We start from the raw sequence: 26,709 nt of genomic DNA on the forward strand, positions 1-26,709 counted from the left end.
CAACTCGTGGTGCGATCCGTAGCATTGGATAGCTTAGCTTCAGAGATGCTCTCAGTATCGGATTTTGAAAGGAAGCTGGGTATTGGCGCGTGCGCGCGCCCCCACGCTCGATATCAAATCGAACTACCCTGGGTGGTCGAGAAGGACCGTCGACCTGGCACCAGATATCAACTGCTGAACTTCAATTGAGATTATCGAGGAAAGATGACGAGCAAAGTAACCAGTGACGACCGTTACCCCCAAGGCGGAATCGTCCAAAAGTTTTCGGCTTACATCGCCAAGGCAAGAGACAATCCTGCTCCGGACGAGTCGCTCGAATTCGCACTCAAATGCGTTTTGGATCTGCTTGGTGCTGTTGGAGCTGGAATTGGGCATACGGGGTCCATTGCGATTCGAAAGACGGCCCACGAAACGCGACCTGTTGGCAATATTCCTGTCTGGTTCACTGGGGAGACGAGTTCCGTCATCGGCGCTGCTTGGGCGAATAGTGCTGCGGGCTCGGCGCTGGATCTGGACGACGACACGCCAGCATCTCGGGGCCATCCTGGCGCCGCGGTCATTCCTGCCGCGATCGCTGTTGCTCAAGAGACAAACGCTAGCTTGAGGGACCTGTTAAACGCGATCGTCATCGGGTATGAAGTCGGTACAGCGATTAGCGCGGCGCGAGCCTACGGGAGCACTGGCACCTGGGCGCCATACGCAGTCGTCGCAACGGCTGCGGCCCTTCGGGGATCGTCCCGGGAGGTAATTGAACACGCACTCGCAATTGCTGGAGAAAGTGCACCTAATCAATCGTTGGCGAGTGCTCCCGCCCCTCGAAACCCGCATCCGGCACCGAATCATGTCAAGGAGGGAATAACGTGGGCTGTTGTCACCGGCCTGGAGTCTCTCGTAACAGCGCAGAACGGGTTTCACGGTGCCCGCAATATTCTGGACGCGACACGCTACTATAATTTCCCAAGCGATCTTGATCTCGGCTCCTACCAGTATATTCGGACTACGGGCTTCAAGCCATATTGCTGCTGCAGACACCTGCATGGTGCACTTGACGCACTAATTGGCCTGGTCGAAGAGTACGGATTAACGGGCCAGACTATGGACAGCATTCAGGTCGAAACTTACGGTCCGGCCTTGCGCATCTCGAACTGGAAAGAACCTCAAGATGTAATGGATGTTCAGTATAGCCATCCCTATTGTCTTGCGTTGGTCGCGCACTACGGCCACCAAGCACTGTTGCCGTTGACAGGCGACGTGCTGAACGATCCCGCTGTCACCGCGCTTTCACACAAAGTGGAGTTGTCCCTGAGTCCGGAACTGGACAGGATCTATACGGAGACCGGCATGCTGCCTGCACGGGTCACAGTCACATGCGGCGCGCAGCGGTTTGTTTCCCCGGTAACCTTTCCCAAGGACTACGGGCTTCCGTGGGACGAACTTGAGGAAAAGTTTCGACAGGCGACTCGTTTCGTTGCAACTTCCGAGCAGCAGAACATCGTGATCAGGGCCTTTTCGGAAGCTAGACAAGGTGACATGCGGGGGTTGACGAAATGCCTAACGCAGGTTCATTTGTTCCCAGGCCGGTAGCTGTTTAATGCGGCGGCGTTCAGCGACTCCTCGAGCATCGAAGGATACGCAGAAATTGGTGGATCTCGGCTTCGAATGGGCGCTCGGATGTTGTCGTGGCTAATTTCCGCATAAATCGTGCGTCGCGACGGCCTCATCCTCGCGACAATCAATGAACCTTGCACTGTGGCGCGGCGGAGAGCGCTGTAACCGCGGTCCGCGCCACTGATGCCATCCGGCACTCCGGAGATGCCAAACTCCGCGGCTTTGATTGCATCGCCCCGACGTCAACGATTCTCTTCGGCTACAAAGGGAATCGCGGGAACGCCGCTATCTCACCCCTATGGCGCGATCGATCCGCCACGGAGAGGCGTACCCGGTATTATTGACCCGTCGCTGGGCGCGTTCTCTGTGAGACGGTTCATGCACGCTCTCCTGACCACGATCTGTCGCGTCCGACATTGTTCGGCCGGAGCCTATAATGTCGGGTTATAAGGTGAGGTCTGGCGTTGGGCATTGCTGCCCAACGCCGGATCGTGTTGGTGCACGACTGCGACGGCGAGTAAGAGTTGGTCTATTCGCTGGCGAGTGCACGCGAGATCGTGAAGGCGTTGGCATATGAAAAGACAACTTCAATTGCGGCAGATAGAGGCTTTTAAGGCTCTCATCGAACAAGGTACGGTGAGTCGAGCAGCCGAGGTTCTTCACGTGACTCAGCCTGCTGTCAGCAAACTGCTAGTCCATCTCGAGGAGGATACGGGTCTTGTATTGTTCGAGAGGGTCAAAGGCCGACTTACTGCGACGGCGCAAGGCATGCGCTTGTACGGTGAAGTCGATCGCGTGTTTGCAGGTCTGAGGCAAATCGAAGAGGCTATCGCGATCATCCAGCGAAAGGAATTGAGCCACTTTGCCATTGGAGTGCTTCCGGAGCTATCCGGCTCATTCATCAGGCGAGCGACGATGATGTTTCTCTGCAAGTGTCCAGACGTTCGTCCAACGATCCATACGCGACCGTCCAACATTGTGTCGGATCGCGTCGCCACGCGTCAGATGAACGTTGGATTCACCACAAGCCTGATGAGCAGCCCAAATTCAGTGGTGACGCCTATCATGGAGAGTCCGTTGGTGTGCATCATGCCGAAAGGACACCCTTTGAGCAGACGAAAATTCCTGACGCCGGAACATCTAGAGGGAGTCCCTTTTGTCGGATATGCTGCCGATAACCGGACGACCAATGCTTTCAGTGACGCTATCCGCGCGTATGGAGTTGACCTGAACGTCGTGTTAGAAAGCGAAACCACTCCAACCTTGTGTGAATTCGTCTCGGCGGGACTAGGGGTTTCGTTGGTGCATCCGTTGTCTGTTATAGACATGCAAGATCGTTTGGATATCAGGCGATTCAAACCCGACATTCCCGAATATTTTCACTTCTGTCATGCGAGATCAGCAAAAAATATTGAGCTGGTACATGAGTACGAGCGATGTGCCAAAGCGGTCGCCGAGGAGGCGCGAGTGGAAGTGTTTGGTGCCTAGTCGCCCGCAATGACGAAGAAAGGGGCTTCGCCAAGTTACGCATGATGTCGGGCTACGGCACAGCGCAACACCCCGTCATCGAATAACTCGCAGCACGAGCTGAAAATTAGCAGTTCTTTGGAACCCGCCTTTCGGCGTCCTACTTCTCTTCACTGTCGCTTTGGGCGTCAGACGCTCGTGTTAGGAACCCGGCGATGCCTTCCAGTGATAGATTTTCCTCACCGTACATTCTGGTAGATTGCACAACTCAGGGTAAGTGCTACGTAGGCGTCGCGGCTCTGGACTGCATGTTCGCGGACTCATGTTGTGGGGCCTGGTTGCCTCGTCGTCGCAACAGTGGCATGTGCTTTCATCTGTTGTGCTTAGCATCGACATTGTCGGAGCAGACCGTGCGTTCCCGCACGGTGGCAAGATCGCCTTTTTATCTATATTGGCGGTTAGCGCGATTAGTCCCAATCCAAAAGCCCCCGTAATGACCGACGCCACGCTGGCATGCTACTCGACGCTCGATCTGCCTCTCCGAATTTCAACTGTTTCGTCAAACAAAACAAATAAACGCGTGATGTTTGTCCATTTTCTCACGAAGCCATTGCGGGGGCGGTCTGCGGCGTGGAACGAGGCGACTATAACCGCTGAGAATACCCTATGCGTCGAATTCGACTTTGACGGCTTGCCGTGACGATCATAGAGTTAACGCAAATTACTCAGCAAAAGAGGCGGGCGTGATACGCGAGAACCATGACGTCGTCATCGTTGGCGGCGGTGTTGTCGGCTGCGCATTGGCGTATGGAATGCTGGCGCGCGGGAAGCGCGCGCTTGTACTCGACGGGGGGGATAGCGACCCGCGCGCGTCGAAAGCGAACTTCGGTCTTGTCGGTTCATACGGAAAGGGGTACGGCGCGCCTCGATACCAACAGCTGTCACGTGAGAGCGTTGCTCTCTGGGCAGGATTCGCAGCTGATCTGCGTGAAGAAACCGGCATCGATGTTGAATACGAAAACGACGGCTGCTTGCACTTTTGCCTGAGTGACGCGGATTATGAAGAGGAAGCCAAGTTCCTCGCGAACTGGAACGCGCAAAGCCCCGACGCCGACCCGTGTTCGCACATGATTGATCGCTCTGCATTAGAAAGGCTGCTACCTGGAACCCGGCTCGGGGCGGAAGTGGTGGGTGCAGGTATTGGCGCTGCCGATGGCCATTGCAATCCGCTCAGCCTTCTGCGGGCGCTACAGCAAGCCATCGGGTTACGTGGCGGCAGTTTGGTTGGCAACCATACCGTGTCACAAATTGAGCCAATTCCTGACGGGAGCTTTCGTGTTCGCGTTCGAACCCCGGATGGTTCGCGCTGTTTCGAAACGGAGCAATTAATCATCGCAGCTGGACTTGGTTCGACAAGCCTGGGAGCAATGGTAGGGCTGGATGTCCCGTTGCGCCCACAGCGCGGACAGCTGCTTGTGACGGAGCGACTCGACTCTATTCTACGTCTACCTGCGAGTGGGATTCGTCAGACGCGCGACGGTACAGTAATGATAGGAGTGAGTCATGAGGAAGTTGGCATGGACCTTGGGACCACTACCTTTACCGCAGCACGGATGACGAGGCGTGCGCTGCGGATCTTGCCGGACCTCGCGTTGGCTAGTCTTGTTAGACATTGGGCGTGTCTGCGCATTATCACCCCCGACGAGCATCCGGTGTACGCGCAATCTTCGATGTATCCCGGGGCATGGATCGCGCTGTGTCACTCAGGAATCACCCTAGCGGCGGTTCACGCGGGACCTGTTGCCGATGCACTCTCCCGCGATGCACTGCCAGAAAACTTCGAATTTTTCCATCATAGGCGCTTCGATGTTTCGCAAGTTATCTAGTCCCGCCGAAGACGCGGTGGTCACCATTTGGATCGACGGCAGGCGTGTGAACGCGGAGCGCGGCGAGCCTGTGGCAGCGGTCCTCGTGCGCGAGAAGAATCCCGTATCTCGCACTACGCCGCGAAGCGGCAGTCCACGCGGACCTTTTTGTATGATGGGCGTGTGCTTTGAATGTCTTGCCATTGTCGATGGTATAGCGTCCACGCAGACCTGTCTGGTCACTGTTCGTGACGGAATGTGCATCAAACGTCAACACGGGCGCCGCGATCTCAGTCATGCGGCAGCGAAGTCTAGCGACGGTGGTACCAAACTGCGCTGTGGCGAGGGGCATGTGTAATGCAGACTTACGACATTCTGATTGTCGGTGCTGGCCCTGCCGGCATGAGTGCAGCGATACGTTCTGCATGTCTTGGTATGACCACGATTGTCATCGATGAGCAACCTGCTCCAGGTGGTCAAATTTGGCGTTCCATCGAGGACAACATCCGAAGGGGCGCCCACCGAGAGTTAGGCGCGGCGTACAACGACGGTGCGGCGGTCGTGCGGAGATTCCGCGAATGCGGTGCGCAGTACCTACCTGACACACGCGTGTGGCAAATCGAGCGGGTGGCCGACCGGGGAAAGCCGGTCGCTTCCAATGACTGGATAGTATTCTTGAGCCGCGCGGGTGCCGTGGAATATATTCGTGCTCGCCATGTCTTGCTAGCGACAGGCGCACAGGAAAGGCCTATGCCCTTTCCAGGTTGGACGCTGCCGGGTGTGATGACGGTCGGCGCGGCGCAGATTCTGCACAAAAACGCTCGTCAGATACCTGATCAACCCGTTTGGATAGCGGGCAGCGGTCCCTTGCCACTGCTCTACATGAACCAGCTGCTCGATGCCGGCGGCAGGATTGGAGGTTGGCTCGATACGACTCCGAGCGGCGGTATCCGGAGGGGCATTCCAGCGCTACGTGGTGCAATGAGCGGATGGCATGACCTTCTTAAAGGGCTATTGTGGTCAGCACGATTGCGCGGCAAGGGCTTTCCTATCGTTCGAAACGTCAATAGCCTTCGCGCGTTCGGCATCGGCCGTCTTGAACAAATCGCCTTTCGCACCGAGAGTGGCCTTGAGGGCGAGGTGGCCGCGAGCGTCCTTCTGGTACACGAGGGCGTTATGCCGTCCATCCATTTCACTCAGGCTATGGGATGCAGTCATCGATGGAACGACGCACAACTTTGCTTCGAGCCCGAGGTCGATACGTGGGGCAAAAGTAGTATAACCGGCCTGTATGTCGCGGGCGACGGTGCTGGAGTCGGCGGCGCGAAAGCTGCCTGCACACGCGGCGAACTCTCTGCCATCGGTGTCGCGCTGTCTCTGGGCACACTCTCTATCGAACGAGCAAACGAGGTCGGGGCGCCGCTGCGCCGGCGGCTCCGACACGAACTGGCGATGCGGCCGCTCCTCGATTCCGTTTACCGGCCGCGCGATGAAATTTTCACGCCCGCTGACGAGACTATCGTTTGTCGCTGTGAAGAGGTAACCGCTCGGGACGTGCGGCTGACCGCACGGCTCGGCCAGCCGGGTCCGAACCAGCTAAAAGCGTTTACTCGTGCGGGCATGGGCCCCTGTCAGGGGCGTCAATGCGGGTACACCGTTGCGAATCTGCTTGCATCTACCCAATGTCGCTCCGTCGCTGCGGTGGGTTTTCAACGTGTGCGCCCGCCGCTAAAGCCGGTAACGCTCGCGGAGCTTAGTGCACTTGACGAGCCGTCATAAGGCGGCTGCCATACTCGCGGCGAGACGATGATAGGGCACGGGGCGGAGGTTTCACGTCCCAAAGGAGCATGTCGCGAAACCTGGGTAACGGATTTTCTGAGGAATCTTATGACGATGGTAGGAATGTCATTGAGGAGTGTGGCGGAGGATTGGTAGGTGCCCGATCCGACTAGTCGATTGCGTCATTGAATTGGCACCCCACCTGTGTTCAGACACAGGTCATGGGAAAATGAATCTGACAGATATGGCACCCCGGGCATGCGCCCAGGCAGCCGCCCGCGAGACTGGAAGCGCGGGTGCTCAACCGCACCCTCAAGCACAAACCCGCCGACGGTTCGACACACTGGAGCAGCTATAAACTCGCGGCAGAACTTGGCGACGTGTCGGTCTCGAGCGTGCAGCGCATCTGGCGCAAGCACGGCATCAAGCCGCAGTAGCTGGGGCGGCACATGGTCTCCAACGATCCGGACTTCGAGACCAAAGCGGCCGACGTGATCGGGCTGTACCTGAACCCACCGGCGCACGCAGCGGTGTTCTGCGTGGACGAGAAGACTGCGATCCAGGCGCTCGACCGCAAGGACCATATGCTGCCGCTGTCGCCGGGGCGTGCCGAGAGCCACGGCTTCGAGTACAAGCGCAACGGCACGCTCAGTCTGTCCGCGGCATTCAACACCGCCACAGGCGAGGTGTTGGGCAAAACGGCAGCACGCCACACCAGCGAACAGTTCGTGGCGTTCCTGACCGACGTCGTCGCCAGCCAGCCCAAACGCCGCGAAATCCATGTCATCTGCGACAACGTCAGCAGCCATAAGACGCATCGGGTCGCCGAGAGAGGTGGCTTCGGGAATTCGGACAGTTCGTTGAGTGGAAAAGCTGGGGCGTGAGTCGGCCATAATGGCCGGCAACAAGGAACCAGAAGATGACGAAACGAAACCGACGGACCCACTCGCCAGCGTTCAAGGCAAAGGTGGCCCTGGCAGCGCTCAAGGGCGACAAGACGCTGGCAGAGCTGGCCCAGCAGTTTGATGTCCATCCGAACCAGATTACGGGCTGGAAGAAGCAACTGCAGGAGCGGGTTGCCGATGTGTTCGACGCGGGCAACTCGGCGCCAGCGGCTCCGACAGTCGACGTGAAGGTACTGCACGCGAAGATCGGGCAGTTGACGCTGGAGAACGATTTTTTAGAAAGCACGCTCAGCAAGGCGGGATTGCTGGGCGTAAGGCGATGATCGATCGTGATCACGGTCTGCCGGTGGCACAGCAGGCGCGGCTGGTAGGCATTAGCCGGTCGAGCGCCTATTACCAATCGCGCGGGGTCAGCGAAGCGGATCTGAAATTGATGCGCCGGATTGACGAGCTTCATCTCGAGCATCCATTCGCGGGGGCGCGAATGCTGGGACCGGGCCAATCAGGTCTGAGCGCTCGATACGAGCTATATCCCGATGGCGCGCGGCTTCGTATATCTGACGGCTGTCGTGGACTTGGCGAGCCGCCGGGTGTTAGCACACCGGGTGGCGATCACGCTGGAGAGCTGCCATGCTGTCGAGGCGCTGGAGGAAGCGTTTGCGAAATACGGCCTGCCTGAGATCGTCAACACGGATCAAGGCAGCCAGTTCACCGCAACCGAATTCACCGACGCGGTGCTCCGCCGGAGCGTTCTTCTGTCCATGGATGGAAAAGGCGCCTGGCGTGACAACGTGTTCGTTGAACGGGTGTGGCGCAGCGTCAAATACGAAGAGGTCTATCTGAAAGCCTACGACTCGGTCAGCCACGCCCGCCGCTCAATCGGTAACTACCTGAGCTGGTATAACCAGAATCGGCCTCATTCCAGGCTGGCCGATCAGACACCGGATGAAGCATACTTCGCCACGCTGCCAGCGATAAAATCGGCAACTTGATTGCCTCAGCGATTCCACTTAAAAATTCGCGGATCCTGTCCGAACGAATGAGGCCACATCTACCGAGGGGAGCGCGCATCATGAAGATTACGACGATTGGCATTGATCTGGCGAAGAACATTTTTGCCGTTCATGGTGTAAATGAACATGGCCGAGCTGTGTTGAAGAAAGTGCTCAAACGAAATCACGTTGCGGAGTTCTTCGCCAACCTCCCTGCCTGCGTAATCGGGATGGAGGCATGTGCTGGCGCGCATTACTGGGCCCGCAAGCTGCAGGTGATGGGCCACACGGTACGACTGATCGCACCGCAGTTTGTCAACCCGTACGTCAAGACGAATAAAAATGACGCGGCGGATGACGAGGCGATCTGCGAGGCAGTCGCACGGCCGAACATGCGTTTCGTGCCAGTCAAGAGCATCGAGCAGCAATCGGTGTTGTCGCTGCATCGCGTACGCCAGGGTTTCCTGCGGGCGCGCACCGCGCAGGCCAACCAGATTCGTGGACTGCTCGCCGAATTCGGAATCGTCGTCCCCAAGGGAATCGGGCATCTTGAACGTCGGGTTCCCGAACTGATCGAAGATGCGGAGAACGAACTGACTGGATCGTTTCGATTACTCATTCAGCGCCTCATGGATCATCTGAAGGAGCTTGACAGACAGGTCCGGGAGCTCGAGACGCAGATTCAGGCGTGGCACCGCAGTGACGAAACGAGTCGACGGCTCGCGCGCGTGCCCGGCATCGGACCACTTACCGCGAGTGCGCTCGTCGCATCTGTCGGCGACGCAAAGAGCTTCCGGAACGCCAGGCAACTTGCAGCGTGGCTCGGTCTGGTGCCCCGGCAGAACTCCAGCGGTGGCAAGAACGTGCTGCAGGGCATCAGCAAGCGAGGTGACGTGTATTTGCGAACATTGTTGATCCACGGCGCGCGCTCTCTGCTGCAGGCTGCCAAGCGCAAGGAATGCAAGAGCGGTTGGCTACATGGCCTGCTGCAACAGCGAAACGCGAATGTCGCCGCTGTCGCGCTCGCGAACAAGAACGCACGCATCGTCTGGGCGCTACTGGTGCATGGCCGAGAGTTTCACGCCGATTATCACTCACCTGCCGCGACCGCGTAACCGTTAGACGCATGCTTACCTTGTAAATGCCAGCAAGAGACTACTACAGCCGATTGCTCAGGCGATCATGATGTGATGGCGAGACAGGTCAGACTGTGGCCGGAAAACTCTGAGTACACCTACGTGCGTATGAGCACGCGAAAGTGATGAGAGTCCGGCCAGCGAATTCCATCAGGGACTGCCGGCCTTGCGCCGGGACATCAAAGTCCGGATGCATGGCCGCAATCATTACCTGCCCTCCGTTACAAATGAGAGCTTGGCAAGCCGGGGGCGTCCATGCATGGTGTACGCGGCGTAGAGAAGAGGCGGGAGAAGGCGGTGGCGATTGAAGGAGAATGTTGCTTCTCACGGTAACACTTCCTCAATCGAACTCCACCAACATGGCGAAACATACGCAGGATACGAGCGGCAGTCAAACGGCAGAAGCAGACATCAAGTGCACGCCCGGCCTGGACGATCTGATCCAGCAAGCGGCGCGGCGGATCATCCAGCAGGCAATCGAGGCGGAACTGGCGACAATGCTCGAGCAGTATTCGAATGTGAAGACGATCGATGGCCGGCGGGCGGTCGTGCGCAACGGCTATCTGCCAAAGCGCGAGATCGTAACGGCTGTGGGCCCTGTGCCGGTCCAGGTGCCGAAGGTGCGAGACCGTTCGGGTTCAGGCGTGAAGTTCAATTCGACGATTGTGCCACCCTACGTGCGCAAGTCCCTGCGGGTGTCGTCATCGCTACCGTGGCTGTACCTGCGCGGAGTCTCGACGGCCGACATGGGCGACGCGCTGTCCGATCTGCTCGGCGAGCAGGCCAGAGGGCTGTCGGCAAGCGTTGTGAGCCGCCTGAAGGCCGCATGGTCAGAAGAGTACGAGCAGTGGAACAAGCGTGATCTCTCGGGCTCGCGCTGGATCTACTGGTGGGCCGATGGCATCCACACGCAAGCCCGCGCCGAGGATTCCGACGGTCAGTGCCTGCTGGTGATCATCGGCGTGAAGCCGGATGGCAGCAAGGAGTGCGTGGCGCTCAGCGACGGCTATCGGGAATCGAAAGAATCGTGGGCCGAACTGCTGCTCGATCTGAAAGCACGCGGCCTGCAGGCGCCGCCGCTGCTCGCGGTTGGCGACGGCGCAATGGGGCCGTGGGCGGCGCTTGAAGAGGTGTTCCCGCAGACACGGCATCAGCGATGCTGGTTCCACAAAATTGGAAACATCCTCGACGTCATGCCCAAATCGCAGCACGGCAAGGCCAAAGCGGCGCTCGCGGAGATCTGGAATGCCGCGACGAGAGCCGATGCAATCATCGCGTTCAACCAGTTCATCGACACATGCGCGGCCAAGTATCCAAAGGCCGTCGAAAAGCTCACGAAAGACCGCGACGCACTGCTCGCCTTCTACGACTTCCCGACCGAACACTGGTAGTATGTGCGGACCACGAATCCGATTGAATCGACGTTCGCGACGGTGCGCCATCGCACGAGCCGCACGCGTAATTGCCTGTCGCGCGCGACCTTCCTCGCCATTGCATTCAAGCTGATTGAGGCAGCCGAGCAGTCATGGAGAAAGATCCGCGGCGTAGACAAGATCGAGGCACTTCTGAAGGGCATTCCCTTCAAGGACGGAACCCCGGTGATTGAAAGCACACCGGCTCCTCAAGCGCTTGCCGCCTGATCATGCCGACCGACCGTAAGCGCACGGTCATCCCATCTTGAGTTGCGCTTAGGGTCTTGGGAGCATCGTATCCACTTAAATAGGTGGACACGTGAACACTATCGAAGAAGAAGCGCCACTTGGCCGTCGTCGACGCCGGCGCTATATCGTCGAGTTCAAGGCTCAGGTGGTGGCAGCTTGCCAGGGCCCTGGGGTGTCGCTCGCAGCCATCGCGTTGCACCACAAGCTGAACGCGAATTTGCTGCGACGTTGGGTAGAACAGGCCGAAAGGAACGATTGCGTGCTGGTGGCACGTAGCGATGTGGCGGCGTCGTCGGCAATGGCACCGGCACCGGCGCCGGCATTTGTGTCATTGCCGCTTGAGACGACAAACGCGCGTCCGGCTGAGATTCGCGTCGAAGTTCGTCGCGCAGATCAGTCGATTACGGTTAGCTGGCCGACATCAGAAGCAGCGCAATGTGCTGTCTGGCTGCGAGAGTGGCTCGCATGATCCGCATTGATGAAGTATGGCTCGCAGTCGACCCACTGGACATGCGTGCGGGCTTTGATACAGCACTCGCGCGGGTGATCACGGTGTTCGGCGCTGCGCATCCGCACCATGCTTACCTCTTTGCCAACCGTCGAGCCAATCGCCTGAAGGTGTTGGTTCACGACGGAATCGGGATCTGGCTGGCAGCGCGACGGCTGAACGAGGGGCAGTTCGTCTGGCCGCGCGCTGGCAGCGAACCGAAGCAACACGCGCTCACCCACGAGCAGCTTGCGGGTCTGGTGGTTGGCTTGCCGTGGCAGCGCATCGGAGCGAATGGTGTGATCCGCATCGTATGAGGCCAAGAGGGACGTTAGCTGTTGCGCTTCCACGGCACCAGGGGTTCTGGCAGACTGGTTTGCATGAACCTGCCCGCCGACCTCAACGCCCTCAGCCCGGAACAGTTGTGCGCCCTTGCAGCGCAGCTGATTGCCCAGGTGCAGGAGAGAGACCGGGAAATTGAGGAGAAGGCGCGGGAGGTCGAGGAGAACGGACGCGAGCTGCATTACCGGCAGACGCGTATCGAGCAGCTGAGTCACGAGATCTCCATCCTCAAGCGCCAGCAGTTTGGCCGGCGCAGCGAGCAGTTCAGCAACGAGCAGATGAGCCTGCTGGAAGAAGCAATCGACGCCGATCTGGCCGCCATTGAACTGGAACTCGAGCAGCTTCAGCCTCAAACCCCCGCCGACCAGTCACCCCAGCAACCGAAACGCGCATCACTGCCAGCGCAACTGCCGCGCACAGAGATTCGCCACGAGCCGGACAGCACCGTATGTCGGTGTGGCTGCGAGCGCGTGCGTATCGGTGAGGACATCAGCGAGAAGCTGGACTACACGCCGGGCGTGTTCACGGTTGAGCGGCATATCCGTGGCAAGTGGGTGTGCAAGAACTGCGAAACGCTGATTCAGGCGCCGGTGCCCGCACACATCATCGACAAGGGAATCCCGACCACGGGACTGCTGGCCTCGGTGCTGGTCGCCAAATACGCTGACCACCTTCCCCTGTATCGTCAGGAACAGATCTTTGCGCGGGCGGGTCTGGCAATACCGCGATCGACACTGGGTGCCTGGGTCGGCACGTGCGGTATGCAACTGCAGCCGCTGGTCGACGCCCTCCATCAGGAAATCCTGCAGCAGGATGTGCTGCATGCGGATGAGACGCCGGTACAGATGCTAAGTCCCGGCAAGGGCAAGACACACCGGGCGTATCTGTGGGCGTATACGCCCACGCACTTCAGCGAGCTTCGCGCTGTGGTCTACGACTTCGCCATCAGCCGCGCAGGCGAACATGCCCGCACCTTCCTCACCGGCTGGCAAGGCAAGCTGGTGTGCGACGACTACGGTGGATATAAAGCCGGATTCCAGCAGGGCATCACTGAAATCGGATGTGCTGCACGCACGGCGCAAGTTCTTCGACCTGCATGCCAATCACAGCAGCCAGGTCGCTGGACAGGCCATACCGTACTTCGCAGCGCTTTACGAAATCGAGCGCGACGCTGCAGTGCTGGACACCGAAGAGCGGCGCAAACTCCGGCAGAGCCGGGCTAAACCGGTGTGCGATGCGCTTTATGAATGGATGGTGGCGCAGCGAAAGCTGGTTTCGGAAGGTTCAGCGATTGCGAAAGCACTGGATTACAGCCTCAAGCGTTGGGAGGCGCTTACGCGCTATCTCGACGACGGGCACGTGCCTATAGACAACAACTGGGTCGAAAATCAAATCCGTCCATGGGCCATCGGAAGAGCCAACTGGTTGTTCGCCGGCTCACTGAGAGCAGGCCAACGCGCTGCAGCCATCATGAGCCTGATACGCTCAGCCCAACTTAACGGGCACGACCCGCATGCCTATCTGAAGGACATCCTCACTCGGCTACCAACCCACAAAGCCAGCGACATCGCGGCATTGCTGCCACATCGCTGGCAGCCTACGGTGATCGTCGGCTAGCCCAATCCGTCAAGATGGGTTTGCTGCGCGCTTACGACCGACCCGCGTACATCACACTTGACGATTGCTCTCCCGCCTTGGGAATAACGCTCATCGTCGATTGTATGATACGTCATGGCACCTCGAGAACATCAATTGAACATTCCAGACTTGGTAGTGCCATGCAAGTGACACTTCAATCCCGAACACCGCGATGTGCGCATACGAACTAGCTTTTGCTGTTGGCCACACACGATCCGTGCTGCCACCTGCTAAACACGAAGCCGGTCGACGTATGCAAAATGCCGTACAGGACCGCCAGTAAACTTTGCGATTTTTCTCGAGGTTTCAATGAAGTTGGATGCACCACAAAACCACACCGCTACCAGACCCGTAACTTTTGATACCTGAGACAGAATTGTCTCGCTCCACGTCCGCAAAGATTCACTCAGTGTTTCGAATGAGACGCCCCGATAGCCACCACTTTGCTATCGATCATACAATTCGGCATTTAACTGTATCAACACTGTTCGATTAAATATTTCAAGTGCGATCGACTTCTTAGGTTCGACAAGACAAATGGAGCACACTTGCAACGATTATAAGCGATCCGAGTGCTGCCTGCAGAGAAATGACTTCCCCCCAAATCAAATAGTCGAAAATGGTTGCCCATACAATGCTGAGGTAACCAAACGAGGCGATGATTGGAGTGGTAAGACTTGCGATTGCTACGGTTAGCATAAGTTGCGCCACACCGGCAGTCAGTCCAAATAGAAAAATGGACCCGAAATCTCTTATACCTGGCTTTACCCAAGCGAAAGCAAGTGACATCCCACAAACAATCGTTGCTATTATTGTATAATACAGAACAATCGCCGCAGGTGCCTCGGATCGGGAGAGTCTCTTGACTTGGATGACCGAACCGGCGCTGAACATAGCACTCAGCAAAATTAAGATTATCCCGAGCGGCGACGAGCCGCCGCCGGTGAACGGTGAGCAAACCACAGCCACTCCGACGAATCCGCATATCGATGCTATCGCAGTAGGTAGACGAAAGCGCTCGGCCAAGAACACGATACCGAAGAAACAGACGAAGATTGCCTCTGTCTCTTTCAGCGTCACAGCGGTTGATAACGGTAGGTATGGTAGGCCTGCAATAAAAAATCCAACCGCGCCAAGCCCTGTGACGGCTCTAAGTAAATGGCCAGCTAAGCGATGAATCGTCAGTTCCTTCCATTCAATGCGGCGAGTTCCGAACGCGAAAGCAGCGGGAACTAGTCCGAAAAGCATCCGGAAGAACATCATCTCGTTTGCCGGATATTTTGTCGAAATGGGCCTTGCAATCGCATAGCTCACCGTGAAAAGAAGAATCGCAGAGAACATCATTACCATTCCATGCAGCTTTATAGTCCGTGTACTGGAACGCTGGTTATTTGTCGTCAACATATTTGGAATCCTATCCTGACATCTTATATGAAACGTCGATGACACACCGCAAGTCAAACTAATAAACAGCAAAATACAGGGTTTCGAAGCGCATGCTCGACGTGGGTAGTAACCAGGGTAAGACGGCAAATACCCGGCTATCGTCTACTGGGTTAGCAGTTGCACGACGGACCAAGCATAGATTCAGCTCAGCTTCGCATGAGAGCTTCGGGCAGTTCTCTCTCAACGGACGACGTCCCAGCTGTAGTATCCGTCGTTTCGACATCGCAATGGGCGCCACATCGGACACTGTCTTGATACGTCAAATCGTGCACGCTCGAATCATCTACGCCTAGATCACCTGCATGCATCTTTCGCACCATGTAGGACTGAGCACTCGAAATCCCGGATAAGCTGGAGGTTTTGACGTATTTCGCGAACTCGCGTCGGAAGACATCGGCGGCGTCGAATTCCCGACAAGACGGCGTGCGGTTTGTCGCAAACAGTACTTTCGGACCTCTTCGTGGCGCGCGATTGAGCCAGCGGCGGCGCTCCGTCGATCACCGAGCATATCGCCCTTCGGATGCATCGCGAGGATCAGTGGTCGAGTTGGGAGAGGCAAAGACCATCTGTGAAATTGCAACGGCAGGATTTGAGCCATTGCAAACCCACGTCTTCATCCGACCGGTCAAGCATATGGTGCGGCCACAGCCGCGATTACCTCGGCGACGTAGCAAGCCGCCCGCGGTTCGGGATGAAGCTCGCGCCAAAGTACCTACCTACGCATCCAACATCACGAAATTTCTGTACCTGTAGCCTTTCCGCATAGACGACTTGGCAGCGATGGTTGAGCGCATTGCCGTACGAGCGCCTTGTGAACTCGAATCTGACTGAAGGTGCTGGGTCTCTCATATTCGCGACATGCTCCGCGCTCGGCGATGAATCGCATCTCGTCCTTCTTTCCGAATTAAGACGGTAGATAAGCAGGGAAGCTCTTTGCGCGATTGGCGCGTTCGTTGCTTACGGTTACCACGCCAACGCAGAACTACCAATTGGTGTTCAACCGTGCGCGACGTCGCCATATGGCGGCGTCACAGAAAGCGTTTGCGTCTTTGAGCGGAGAAGACATGTCATTAAGATTCCCAGTTTCAATCATCGGTGCCGGACACTGCGGATGTGCGTTCGCGGCCGATTTGGCTAGTCGTGGATTTGAAGTCCTCCTTTACGGGCATCCCGATCATCGTCGTAATATTGACGCCATCCGGGCGAAAGGTAGCTTGATCGCTAGCATGGCGATAACAGGTGAATTTTATCCAACCGTAACCACTAATATCAATGAGGCGGTGGAGTTTTCGCGCTTTCTCGTGGTTGCTATTCCGGCATACGCGCATGACGACCTCATTGAGAATCTAAAAAAATTCGATTTGAGTCGTCATGTCATTATTGTCAATAATGCCAATTTTTTTGCTCCAATGGGTTCAAAGGAGCTGAACCCGCAAGCAATTTTGGAGACCAACGCTTCCCCCTATGCGTCATCAGTTAAAGATGGAGAAATTCGAATCACTGGCATCAAGAATAGTTTGCCGATTGCTGCGTTTTCAAACGCCATTGACGATAAGCAGTTATCGCAAATTACGGCAATATTCCCGAAAAAACTCGTGTGGTGGGATAACATTTTTGCAATTGGAATGCAGTCGAATAATGGTGTCATCCATCCTGTTGGCGGTATTTTAAATACGGGATGGATAGAAAGCACGAAAGGAGATTTTTTCTTCTATCGCGACGGAATCTCACCCTCCGTGGGAAGAGTGGTCGAAGAGGTGGACAATGAACGCCTGAGGATCGGGGAAGCCCTCGGTTTTCGGCTGCAGACAGTCCTTGAAGAAATGGTGGGCTTTTACGGCGGAAAATGTGCTAGCTTCTCGGAGTTCGCGTCCCAATCTAAAGTCCATAACTCGGCGAAAGCTAAAACGCCTAGCCATATGAACAATAGGTATATATGCGAGGATGTTCCGTATATCTTGGTCCCGTGGCACGAACTCGGCGCCAGAATGGGAATAGAGTCTCCGACAATCAACGCTGTTGTGCAAATCGCTTCCTCCATCAACGGTGTCAACTATTTTCAAAATGGCCGCAATCTGAAGCGCCTCGGCGTAGATCACATGTCGAAGGCGGAGCTTTTGCAGTTTGTAGATAACGCGACCTTTCGATTCCCCGTTAGAAGCGACTGAATTCATAGACTACCCTGGTATCGCAGGTTAAATCCATCAACGCCAAGAAAGGTGCCTCGCTCGTTCGGACAGTGTTCTGAGATTTTTAAGGCAGTATGACTTTCCGTGAGGCAGGCGGTTGCAAGGGCGCCCGCGCTTGCGCGAAGCCAGTCCCGCCGCACCCGTTTCTCGATACCGCATCACGAGCCGCTGAACCTGCCGTACTGTCGGCCGAGGCGCTCGGCCGCACGCCCGTGCTTGAACCCGAGCACGACGATCGCCTGAATGACCTTCACTCGATCAGTTCGCGCATTTTCAGCGCCACGTGCGGCTGGGATTTTTCAAAATACAGCTGGTTTGCGGGTGTCAATGTCAGCGACGCCGGCACGGCTCCGGCGAGACGCTTCGGCGGCGCAGGTGGCGGATTCCTCGGCTCGGCGTGACCCTCTTCAGCGGTGAAGGCGACGTCGAGCGGGTGGGCACCATCCGTGGCGCGGAAAATTACGCCGTCGATATCTCGCCCGCCTATTGACCTGATCGACGCCAGGGGAAAGTCCACTGATCGGCAACAGGCTGGAGGGCTTCATCGACAAACACGCTGCACCCGCGCTCGCGAGGCTGCTTCTGCAGCGGCAGGACGATCAGGTTGCCAAAGCCGCCTTTGGGCAGTACGTCCTGTTTGGGAAAGAGCCGGTCGTAGGACGAAAGCTCAAGCCGCCGGGTCCGGGCGCACGTGTGGCTGATGACGGCCGTACCGACCCGGCGTGCGTCGCGAGCGGTGACGGCCGACGAGAAGAAGAGCCACGCGTGCGCACCGTTACCCGAACGTGAAATCTCCAGCGACACGGGAACATCCAGTTCGTCGCATGACTGCCGGAAGGCCATCGTATCATCCCGCCAGCTTTCCTCATCGAAGTCGACTGCGAGCAGGTAGCACCTGCCGTCCGGCATCAGCGGATACAGGCCCACCGTGTGATCTCCGGCGAGATGTGCGTAGATGACCTGTTCGTCCAGCGGCAGCAGCACGCGATGCGCATATTCCGCACAACGGATGCGGGGCTGTTCGCAGATGCCCGCGCGCCATTCGTTCGCGCACGCCGGTGCATAACGCGATTTCCCGGAGTTGCGGCTTTCCCAGCGAAGCGGATAAACGTCGGCACGGCCCCGCAAGAGGTGTACTTTCTGATGGGAACAAAGCGTGGAAGTCCCTGTGCCACGCACCACTAGCGATGGAGCGCCCGGCGGTGCAGCTTCGCGCTTGCGGTCTGCGGGATTGGCCTCTCGCAGCAAGGCGGCGAGCCGCGCATTCTCGGCCTGCAGGCACGGGAGTTCTGCGAGCAATTCTTCGCGACTGCGATACTCCCAGCCCGAGCGTGTGGCACACGCAGCCACCCCGCATCAACCCGACTCTTAAGCCCATTAATAAGCTACGCGCGCGGTGATACCGCGAGACTGCGCGCCGCCGCCAAAAGTTTGCCCGACGGCTGGCCTGCCGCTCTTGCGCAGCCGGCGATTTTCAGGGACTGAATAGTCAGGCTGATGCAGCTATCTTCGCGGCGCGAAGCATGGCAAACTATGCGCATGAATCATGCACATGGAGATGCAAATGATTAATACGCCTGTGGCGCACCCTGATGGCGTCAAGCGGGTCGCGAAAGCACGCACGCCGTCCAAGGCTACGCGCAAACCCACCAACGTCTCGCTGCCGACGGATCTGCTCGAGCGCGCCAAGGAACTGGATGTCAACGTTTCGCGAGCAAGCGAACGCGGCCTGCGCGAAGAGGTTCAGGCGGCCGAGGCCCGTGCCTGGGCGGAAAAAAACGCGGACTTCGTCGCGGAAATGAATGCGCGTATCGAGCGCGACGGATTGCCCCTGGAAGAGTATCGGATGTTTTGATGGCGCGGTTTGACCTTTACAACAACCCTTCGACGAAATCCAGGGCCAAGTCGCCGTTTCTGCTCGATGTGCAAAGCGATCATCTCGGCGATCTCCTGTCGCGCGTAGTCGTTCCACTGACGCGTGTAGCGGGCAATTACACGGCGAGCAAGGTTGCGCAGGATCTCTCACCCATCTTCGAGATCGCGGGGGAACCGTTCGTCCTGGAAACGCCGTTGCTCGGCGCGGTCAGGACAAATGATCTCGGCTCCGCGATCGGTACGCTCAAAGGTGAACAGGACCGGATCAGTGCCGCGCTCGACCGTCTGTTCGGCGCCTACTAATCCCACGCGTACGCAGCGTCTGCAAGGAGGAAGTGATGACTGATGCGACAGTATCGGCCCTTTACCTTCATGTCGTGGCACCAGTGCTCACCAAGACACGTTCTTGCGGACTCTGGTCCGATTAGCACTGACACCGGGTAGCAGGCTGAGCATCAATCGTCAACCACCCAAGCATATTTTCACGCGCTCAGTTTCTCCTGCAAGCCCCGCTATACGTCCTGCTCGACATGAATCTGGACAGATGCATTCGCCGAGAACGTCTGTCACGTCATCGAGGACAATGACGACACGGTGCTCGACCTCCATGTGTGGCGAGTTGGGCCCGGCCGCATGAGTGCGGTGGTGTCGGTCGTAACCCGCGAAGCGCAACGCAGCCCGGGCTTCTATCATGCGGCGCCCAAACGCTTCAAGGGGCTGTCACATGTGACCGTCGAAGTGAATCCGATGACTGGCGCAGCCTGAGCGATAGCAGTCAAGTCACCGTGCATCGGCCTCTGCTCATTTGACGGTAAAGCGAGCTATGCGTCGGCTGCTTTCGAACCCGCGACGAAATCCGGAACTGGAAGAAGATGACGGACCATCGGCGGCATCAGGTTCTCAATGACCGGACGCGCAGACAGGCAAAACCGGCTCGAGAGGCACCGAATGCCTCAGCCGACTGATGGGGTGGACAACGCCACCTTCCCTTAGCCTCGCGTGCTTCGGAGGCTAGGCCAAAAGGACAGGTCTGCCGACAGCACTGTGGTCAGGCCACGGCGCACCACGCCCAGTGTCGTTGGACTGGATAACCGGCATTCAGGTCTGGCGTCAAAGGCGAGATAGCGTCCTCGCCGTGAAACTCGTGCATGCGCTTAACGCAACGCCGATCCCTGCTTCTATCTGCACCTCCAGACGAGCGCTGCCGGTTGGGAAAAAGGCCCACGACGGGAAATTTCTGGACCGTAGGAGGGAGACGGTGCACTTCGAGGACACCGGCCGCACGCTCGCGACGGCCAGCGAGACCGCTGCGTCGTCGTGCACATGGTGGAAGTTGCCAAGGCGAAGAACTGGAGCGAGTTGCAGATCAAGGGCACGGAGGAATTTCGCCGGCAAGCATGGATCGCAGCAGAACTCGCCGGCGTGCCCACTCGAGGCTTCAGGCCGAAGCAGGTGATCGCGCGATGTTGACAGCCGCGCGTGGGGCCATGCGCATCGGCGCTGGCGAGCAGGCTGGCGATGCACACGAGGCGCGCACCAACACCGTCGGCGCGCAGCTGGTCTGAAGTTCGACGGCGCAGAGCCCGAAACGTCCGCGCATCGTGCACCGGCCGCACCGGCGGGCGCAGACGCGCCCCCCATCAACGCTGCGCCAGCCGCACAACGAGCACGGCAGTCCCGGCGCGTGCGTCCTGTCTCTCAGGCACCGGCGTCCTTCCCCTCGCTCGAGCAGCCGGCAACTGATGTGACCGTGGGCGTGCTCGTTGCGCGCGGGTCGGTGCCATTCAATCACGCCAGACATTCCACTCGCGCAGCGAAGTTTTCTCCATGAATCGTCACGCAGTCATCTACGAGAATCCCAGCTTCGAAAAGATCAAGGGACTCGACAGATCAATCGTCGAAATCAGCGATGACCCGCGCGACTATGTCGAATTGAACGCTGAGGCAATGGAGAACGGCGCGTCGAAAGCCGAAAAAAGCGCACCTTCGACAGATGGTCGCACTCAAACGGCTTGCCAGCCGGGTGACGACAGAACTGGATGATGTGTTCAAGGCCGGAGTCGGACCGGGAATATCAGGCGGGCGAGCTATGGCGCGGGTTAAGAGTTAAGAGGCACGGCGTTGAGGTGACGCTCTGCACACCGCAACAGATCGCATTCTTTGCATGGGCAGAATGGCGCGGGCGATCGATACACCTGTTCAGGCATGGCGCGACCAGTTCCCGCACGGCACTGCCATTGCATTCGCATCGGCCATCCCGTCTTCCGGCCAACGATCAGCCTGCTGCGAAGGTATCAATTCGAGATCGTTATGGTTGGTTTCGTGTTCACGCGCACACCTACACTTAGGAGCCCATCATTCACTCATTGGAAGGTCGTCGTTTCTCAATCGCACGGAGATATTTCACGAAACGGTGTGGCGGAATGGACCGACAATCATGGAAGGGGCACCTTCGCGGCGCCCATGATATTACGTGGCCGACCTTGCTGATATTGGAGTCGCGGCGCGACGCGCTCCTTCCCCCTAGCGTGGGACTCAGCGTGCAGTGCATACCGTCGCAGACCGTGGAAACAGGGAGGAACAAGGTCCGGAGAGCCTTATTCCTGGTGCCTCGTGCCTGCACTGCAGCAATACGCAAGCAGGAATGTGGGAGTACCGGGCGTCTCTGCGACGATCGTGCGCATATCCTTGTTGAGCTTGGACATTGCTGCGGAGACATAGTCGGGTGCCGGAAGCTTGTTCGTGTTGAAGTCATGGACAGCCACGACGATGATCTTGTTGTCTGCAGTCCTAGGGTGGACGAGAGAACGATCTTCTTCCGCGAACCTCTGCTCGCGCGTTGCAACAGCGCCGACCCGCCCGGCGCAATAGCCGTGCGTTCCCGACATCACGTGAATTGTATTGTCGTCGCCCTCTAGCCCCGTGGCGATCTGATGGAGAGCCGCCGCGACGTCGTTTACGTTACATTTGCCATGAAATCCCCAAATCTGTATGGTGCCTGGGGTGTCGCTGGTAATCCTTACGAGTTCTGCCATATCCATTTCCGATAGAGATTGGGATGCACGTCTCGGTGTACCGCGGGACGCAAGCAAAATGCCCAGTCATCCTCCGAACGACGCCGGTAGGTCAACTACGAGGCGAGATCCTGCTGATCTCAGCTGCGACAATTCGCTGCGAATCGATCGTCCAGCCTTTGGTGATTCCACTTGGTCCCCCGCGGACCGCTCACGCGAGCTAGAAGCTTGCCTCGCGGGCAACCGAGGCACAAGATAATTCGCATCACGATAATTTATATGGAGTTCAGTCCGATCAAAGGCCGACGCGCAGAGGCTTCGTCATGGTGCGCGCAAACGGGTGGTTTAGTTTGTGGGACGAAGCCAGTCCAGCTGGATCAGGTTCGCTCGAACTTTCGGTCAGGCTTGGTGCCCTGGTGGGATTGGGAAGCGCATTTATACTTATCCACTTCGCAATAGTTAGCAGAAGTGCAATCCACTTTCTAGCGGATTATGTGTTTGAAAGCACTTACGTCTTCTTGCAGTCATCTTCGTCGATCAGTTGCTGGATAGTTGCGCGAACTTCCTCGAGCTTAGCTCTGTACGCAGAGAGGTGGCTTCGGGAATTCGGACAGTTCGTTGAGTGGAAAAGCTGGGGCGTGAGTCGGCCATAATGGCCGGCAACAAGGAACCAGAAGATGACGAAACGAAACCGACGGACCCACTCGCCAGCGTTCAAGGCAAAGGTGGCCCTGGCAGCGCTCAAGGGCGACAAGACGCTGGCAGAGCTGGCCCAGCAGTTTGATGTCCATCCGAACCAGATTACGGGCTGGAAGAAGCAACTGCAGGAGCGGGTTGCCGATGTGTTCGACGCGGGCAACTCGGCGCCAGCGGCTCCGACAGTCGACGTGAAGGTACTGCACGCGAAGATCGGGCAGTTGACGCTGGAGAACGATTTTTTAGAAAGCACGCTCAGCAAGGCGGGATTGCTGGGCGTAAGGCGATGATCGATCGTGATCACGGTCTGCCGGTGGCACAGCAGGCGCGGCTGGTAGGCATTAGCCGGTCGAGCGCCTATTACCAATCGCGCGGGGTCAGCGAAGCGGATCTGAAATTGATGCGCCGGATTGACGAGCTTCATCTCGAGCATCCATTCGCGGGGGCGCGAATGCTGGGACCGGGCCAATCAGGTCTGAGCGCTCGATACGAGCTATATCCCGATGGCGCGCGGCTTCGTATATCTGACGGCTCGCGTTCGGCCCTGCGTACCTCGATGCCGCCGATTCATACGCGAGGGCGAGCCCGAGGCGCGCCGGTCGTCGCGCTGTACCTTCAGCTCCTGCGCGACCGCGAGCGCATGCGCGAGTCGCTTGTGCTCGACCACCGCGCCCTGTTCAGCCTCGGTGAGCCGGTCATACTCGCGATACGGCAGCACCTGCCCGTCAGCCCGAATCTCGATGCGCCCGTCCGGATACTCCCACACCTCGATGTAGCGGTGAACGAGCTTGCGTTTCTCCGGCGTATCTTCGAGCAGGTACATCACGCGGTCGTACGTCAATGCCTTCGTCACGCGTCAGGTGAGCAGGGCGTCCGGATTCTCATCCCCACGCAGCGGCCGGTGCGCATCAAATGTGCTGCGCAGTGCCTTAGAGGTGTTATCAGAATGACTTTTGCAGGTGTTGCCAGCATATGATGCAGCAGGCGATTCTGAGGAAAGCCTCGTGGATGAAAGCGAGCTGTTCGAAGCGGATGCGCAGTCGGCGGAAGTTGTGAAGCCACGAGATGGTCCGCTCCACAACCCAGCGTGTTTTGCCTAGCCCACTGCCATGAGGCTGACCACGTCGAGCGATTTCGGTTGCAATGCCGGCGGCATGCAGTGGACGTCGATATTTGTCGTGGTCGTAGCCTCTGTCGCCCTGAACGACCCGAGGCTTTGATAGTGGTTTGCCACGCTTGCCGCGGATTGGCGGAATTGCCTCGACCAGCGCTTGAAGCTGAGTGACGTCGTTGCGGTTGGCGCCGGTCAGAATCACCGCGAGCGGGATGCCCTGCGCTTCGGGGATGAGATGGTGCTTTGAACCGGGTCGCGCGCGGTCTGTGGGATTCGGTCCTGTTTTTGACCTGAGCCCACAGCGCGGATTGAAGAGGAGTCGACGATGACGCGAGACCAGTCGATTTGGTCGGCTGCGCGCAATCGCGCAAGCAGCACCTCGTGCAACTGCTCCCAGACGCCAGCGGCTTGCCAGTCACGTAGGCGACGCCAGCAACTCATGCCGCTGCCGCAACCCATCTCTCGAGGTAGCAGGTCCCAACGCAGGCCTGTCTGCAAGACGAAGAGAATGCCGGTGAGCACCGCACGATTGTCGAGCGGCTTGCGCCCCGGATAACGGGTTCGCCGTAGTTTTGGAGGGGGCAGCAACGGTTCGATGAGTGCCCACAGTTCGTCGTCGAGTATCGGCTTGGCCATGTCCTTTTCGTCGTCGAAACAATGAAAAGGTTAACAGCATTCATCGAGGGTTAACAGCCCCTTCGTTCTCTCTGTTAAGGCTTCTTAGTCTGAACTGCCGGATGTTTCTCCATTTTGGATGCTTCATCAGCAGTCTCAAGGTTGCTTCGTATGGCCTTAAGCGCTTGCTGGCTAATATTCCGCAGGCTTCCGAACAGCATGTTCGTCGCCCAGATTGAGGAATTCAGGGAGTTCATAGCGACCTCCGTTCCAAATGCCGCATTCTTAGCTACGTTCTCGGCAATCATCTGCAATTGACCGTACTAGGTTCCATTCAGTACCTTCGCAACCCGTATTACCTCCGCCTCAACTCCCAACAGAAGATCGGCCACGCGGTGGCTGTAAATTTGAACCCGTTCAACGGTTGGGATAGCGAAACTGTCTTGCAATGCAAGTGGGCTCTGAGGATCTTTTGCCAATACCCATTTCTGGGCAAGTTCGATTGTGTTAGAGTGCGTTGCACGAGTGAGTTGCACGTTTAAGGTCGTCAGCTTCTCGATTGAGTCAAAAGCGTTGTTGTTAAGGTCCAAAGCACTATCAAGCGTTACCTTCTGAAACGCTGCAGTTTGTTCCCGATTTATCATCTTGAAGCTCCTAAATATGGCAATCCGGAGCGGGCACCATGCCTCAGAGTCGTGCGACGCGGGATCGCGTAGTGTGCCGAAACCGCGCTTTCTGCAAACACATCAAAACGTATGTTGCCGATCGGCGGATGACTCGTACTTTGGCTACTTGAAACCACCACGCAATGAGCGGAGGGCGGCGGCCTAAAATCAATGATGTCAAATTACCTTCGCAAAGAAAGAACCTCGGTGCGAATCGTTTAACGTTCTGAGCGATATTCGGAGTGGGAAAATCGCGTTGAGGACGCATCCGATGATTCTCTCTGCACGCTAGCTGGTCGTACGAGGGTGACTCTGATTCATCATACCAAGGTTTTCTCCGGGCGAGGACGGTCTATGCTGCCATCGGTTGACCAGCATCAAGGTAAGGCAGCGTCGCAAAGCTCGATGTCCGCACTCCAATTCAGCGCAAGATTTGCGGCTTCGGCAGTATCATCTTTCCGCAACACATCGAAGCCAATGTTCATGGCAGTAATTGCTGACCGATTGGCACATTCAGCGTTGCGTGGAGGCTTGTAGGCCGAGGCTTGCCGGGCATTGCGTCGTCGTCGCGCGAAATCTCTTGCGCAAGGGCGAAAAGCTCGGCCCGAAAGCAACTCGCAGACGTTCAGCAAAACCCCAGAGTTCGTGCGGATCCGCTCGTTTTTCAGGCATCCGTCTGTCGCCTATATTTCTTAGCTGTGAGTAAGGTCGAGCCGGTGCGGGCATATGCTTCACCGGCACAGCCTCTGACAGGTCACTGTGTAGTGGTCTAATTTCCTCGGACAGGTCGATAGGGGGGACAATCCTGAATCGACGAGGAAAAAGAGCAAGATGACAAGAAGGCGCCGACAATTTGACGCCAGCTTCAAGCTGGAAGTAGTACGGATGGTGCGAGACCAGGGGCTATCGGTCAGCGAAGTTTGCCGGTCGATGGACCTCGTTGAGACAGCCGTGCGCCGCTGGGTTGCGCAGTACGATGCGGAGCGTGCTGGTGGCCCCGGCGAGGGCAAGCCGCTGACGGCTGAGCAGCAGCGTATCCGGCAGCTCGAGGCGGAAAACCGGCAACTGCGCGAGGACAACGCGCTGCTAAAAAAGCATCGGCCTTCTTTGCCCGGGAACTGAAGTGACTTACCGTGTGGTAACTCATTTGCAACAGGAGGCCGTATCGGTCAGTCACGCCTGCCGGCTTTTGCAGGTGAGCCGCTCTGGCTACTA

Annotated in this window: 20 protein-coding genes and 10 pseudogenes; 21 read left to right on the forward strand and 9 right to left on the reverse strand. The window is 57.6% G+C overall.

The genetic code is table 11. The features are described 5' to 3' along the window. Positions 1–204: 204 nt before the first annotated feature. The 12 genes and pseudogenes from VSR72_RS12665 to VSR72_RS12720 all read left to right on the forward strand — a co-directional run bounded on the left by VSR72_RS12665 (position 205) and on the right by VSR72_RS12720 (position 13,859). Entirely contained in the window at positions 205–1,584 is a 1,380-nt protein-coding gene (locus tag VSR72_RS12665; protein ID WP_342952700.1) for an MmgE/PrpD family protein, read from the forward strand. Between the two features lie 597 nt (positions 1,585–2,181). Beyond that, the gene (locus VSR72_RS12670; protein ID WP_342952701.1) at positions 2,182–3,096 is read left to right on the forward strand and encodes a LysR substrate-binding domain-containing protein; all 915 of its coding nucleotides are present in this window, start codon (positions 2,182–2,184) and stop codon (positions 3,094–3,096) included. A 722-nt stretch (positions 3,097–3,818) separates the two neighbouring features. Next, entirely contained in the window at positions 3,819–4,961 is a 1,143-nt protein-coding gene (locus VSR72_RS12675) for an FAD-dependent oxidoreductase (protein ID WP_342952702.1), read from the forward strand. Further along, complete coding sequence (locus VSR72_RS12680) at positions 4,942–5,298, forward strand: (2Fe-2S)-binding protein (RefSeq protein ID WP_342952703.1); 357 nt, start codon at positions 4,942–4,944, stop codon at positions 5,296–5,298. The genes VSR72_RS12675 and VSR72_RS12680 overlap by 20 nt, the downstream gene beginning before the upstream one ends. Then, the gene (locus VSR72_RS12685; protein WP_342952704.1) at positions 5,298–6,719 is read left to right on the forward strand and encodes an FAD-dependent oxidoreductase; all 1,422 of its coding nucleotides are present in this window, start codon (positions 5,298–5,300) and stop codon (positions 6,717–6,719) included. The genes VSR72_RS12680 and VSR72_RS12685 overlap by 1 nt, the downstream gene beginning before the upstream one ends. A gap of 248 nt (positions 6,720–6,967) precedes the next feature. Then, positions 6,968–7,543, forward strand: a pseudogene (locus VSR72_RS12690) (IS630 family transposase); the annotation flags it as partial. 95 nt (positions 7,544–7,638) lie between these two features. After that, positions 7,639–8,616: pseudogene (locus VSR72_RS12695) on the forward strand (IS3 family transposase). An 80-nt stretch (positions 8,617–8,696) separates the two neighbouring features. Next, entirely contained in the window at positions 8,697–9,731 is a 1,035-nt protein-coding gene (locus VSR72_RS12700) for an IS110 family transposase (RefSeq protein WP_342952705.1), read from the forward strand. Positions 9,732–10,111: 380 nt separating this feature from the next. Next, positions 10,112–11,392 (forward strand): annotated as a pseudogene (locus VSR72_RS12705) (IS256 family transposase). A 91-nt stretch (positions 11,393–11,483) separates the two neighbouring features. Further along, the gene (locus VSR72_RS12710) at positions 11,484–11,882 is read left to right on the forward strand and encodes a transposase (protein WP_342952706.1); all 399 of its coding nucleotides are present in this window, start codon (positions 11,484–11,486) and stop codon (positions 11,880–11,882) included. Continuing rightward, positions 11,879–12,217 carry an IS66 family insertion sequence element accessory protein TnpB gene (tnpB, locus tag VSR72_RS12715; RefSeq protein ID WP_342952707.1) on the forward strand — a complete coding sequence of 113 codons (339 nt, stop codon included), beginning with the start codon at positions 11,879–11,881 and terminating at the stop codon, positions 12,215–12,217. The genes VSR72_RS12710 and tnpB overlap by 4 nt, the downstream gene beginning before the upstream one ends. A 63-nt stretch (positions 12,218–12,280) precedes the next feature. Then, positions 12,281–13,859 (forward strand): annotated as a pseudogene (locus VSR72_RS12720) (IS66 family transposase). A gap of 540 nt (positions 13,860–14,399) precedes the next feature. Here VSR72_RS12720 and VSR72_RS12725 read toward each other — a convergent pair. Next, complete coding sequence (locus VSR72_RS12725) at positions 14,400–15,284, reverse strand: DMT family transporter (RefSeq protein WP_342952708.1); 885 nt, start codon at positions 15,282–15,284, stop codon at positions 14,400–14,402. A gap of 1,106 nt (positions 15,285–16,390) precedes the next feature. Here VSR72_RS12725 and VSR72_RS12730 point away from each other — a divergent pair. Next, entirely contained in the window at positions 16,391–17,494 is a 1,104-nt protein-coding gene (locus VSR72_RS12730) for an NAD/NADP octopine/nopaline dehydrogenase family protein (protein ID WP_342952709.1), read from the forward strand. A gap of 114 nt (positions 17,495–17,608) precedes the next feature. On the opposite strand, the pseudogene VSR72_RS12735 reads toward VSR72_RS12730, so the two are convergent. From VSR72_RS12735 to VSR72_RS12745, 3 genes and pseudogenes are all read right to left on the reverse strand, one after another. Then, a pseudogene (locus VSR72_RS12735) lies at positions 17,609–17,721 on the reverse strand (helix-turn-helix domain-containing protein); the annotation flags it as partial. A gap of 44 nt (positions 17,722–17,765) precedes the next feature. Further along, a complete protein-coding gene (locus tag VSR72_RS12740) occupies positions 17,766–18,032 on the reverse strand; it encodes a hypothetical protein (protein ID WP_342952710.1) in 267 nt (88 codons plus the stop codon). Continuing rightward, entirely contained in the window at positions 17,999–18,814 is an 816-nt protein-coding gene (locus VSR72_RS12745) for a DNA primase small subunit domain-containing protein (protein WP_342952711.1), read from the reverse strand. The genes VSR72_RS12740 and VSR72_RS12745 overlap by 34 nt, the downstream gene beginning before the upstream one ends. Before the next feature lie 265 nt (positions 18,815–19,079). Here VSR72_RS12745 and VSR72_RS12750 point away from each other — a divergent pair, with 265 nt between their 5' ends. The 6 genes and pseudogenes from VSR72_RS12750 (at position 19,080) to VSR72_RS12775 (ending at position 21,433) form a co-directional block, all read left to right on the forward strand. Then, positions 19,080–19,370: a type II toxin-antitoxin system CcdA family antitoxin gene (locus VSR72_RS12750; protein ID WP_342952712.1), complete on the forward strand. Its 291-nt coding sequence runs from the start codon at positions 19,080–19,082 to the stop codon at positions 19,368–19,370. Next, positions 19,370–19,693, forward strand: a complete 324-nt coding sequence (locus VSR72_RS12755) for a CcdB family protein (RefSeq protein WP_342952713.1) — start codon at positions 19,370–19,372, stop codon at positions 19,691–19,693. The genes VSR72_RS12750 and VSR72_RS12755 overlap by 1 nt, the downstream gene beginning before the upstream one ends. A 215-nt stretch (positions 19,694–19,908) precedes the next feature. Further along, a pseudogene (locus VSR72_RS12760) lies at positions 19,909–20,155 on the forward strand (cation transporter); the annotation flags it as partial. Between the two features lie 3 nt (positions 20,156–20,158). Further along, positions 20,159–20,355, forward strand: a pseudogene (locus VSR72_RS12765) (DUF1289 domain-containing protein). Between the two features lie 358 nt (positions 20,356–20,713). Beyond that, on the forward strand, positions 20,714–20,860 hold the full coding sequence (locus tag VSR72_RS12770; protein ID WP_342952714.1) for an LPD7 domain-containing protein: 147 nt from the start codon (positions 20,714–20,716) through the stop codon (positions 20,858–20,860). 357 nt (positions 20,861–21,217) lie between these two features. Then, positions 21,218–21,433: a hypothetical protein gene (locus VSR72_RS12775; RefSeq protein ID WP_342952715.1), complete on the forward strand. Its 216-nt coding sequence runs from the start codon at positions 21,218–21,220 to the stop codon at positions 21,431–21,433. A gap of 554 nt (positions 21,434–21,987) precedes the next feature. Here VSR72_RS12775 and VSR72_RS12780 read toward each other — a convergent pair. Continuing rightward, complete coding sequence (locus VSR72_RS12780; RefSeq protein WP_342952716.1) at positions 21,988–22,425, reverse strand: hypothetical protein; 438 nt, start codon at positions 22,423–22,425, stop codon at positions 21,988–21,990. Positions 22,426–23,081: 656 nt separating this feature from the next. Here VSR72_RS12780 and VSR72_RS12785 point away from each other — a divergent pair. Next, positions 23,082–23,639: pseudogene (locus VSR72_RS12785) on the forward strand (transposase); the annotation flags it as partial. A 26-nt stretch (positions 23,640–23,665) separates the two neighbouring features. Here VSR72_RS12785 and VSR72_RS12790 read toward each other — a convergent pair. The 4 genes and pseudogenes from VSR72_RS12790 to VSR72_RS12805 form a co-directional block, all read right to left on the reverse strand. Beyond that, positions 23,666–24,100, reverse strand: a pseudogene (locus tag VSR72_RS12790) (ISNCY family transposase); the annotation flags it as partial. Further along, positions 24,042–24,416, reverse strand: a complete 375-nt coding sequence (locus tag VSR72_RS12795) for a transposase (protein WP_342952737.1) — start codon at positions 24,414–24,416, stop codon at positions 24,042–24,044. The gene VSR72_RS12795 and the pseudogene VSR72_RS12790, both read right to left, overlap by 59 nt. Further along, positions 24,413–24,850, reverse strand: coding sequence for a transposase (locus VSR72_RS12800; RefSeq protein ID WP_342952738.1), 438 nt, complete (start codon positions 24,848–24,850; stop codon positions 24,413–24,415). Before VSR72_RS12800 ends, VSR72_RS12795 begins: the two co-directional genes overlap by 4 nt. A 302-nt stretch (positions 24,851–25,152) precedes the next feature. Beyond that, complete coding sequence (locus VSR72_RS12805) at positions 25,153–25,473, reverse strand: phasin family protein (protein WP_342952717.1); 321 nt, start codon at positions 25,471–25,473, stop codon at positions 25,153–25,155. Positions 25,474–26,325: 852 nt separating this feature from the next. Between VSR72_RS12805 and VSR72_RS12810 the strand changes: the two are divergent. Then, positions 26,326–26,709, forward strand: a pseudogene (locus tag VSR72_RS12810) (transposase); the annotation flags it as partial.

The organism is Paraburkholderia sp. JHI869, assembly GCF_038900775.1.
Lineage (GTDB): Bacteria > Pseudomonadota > Gammaproteobacteria > Burkholderiales > Burkholderiaceae > Paraburkholderia.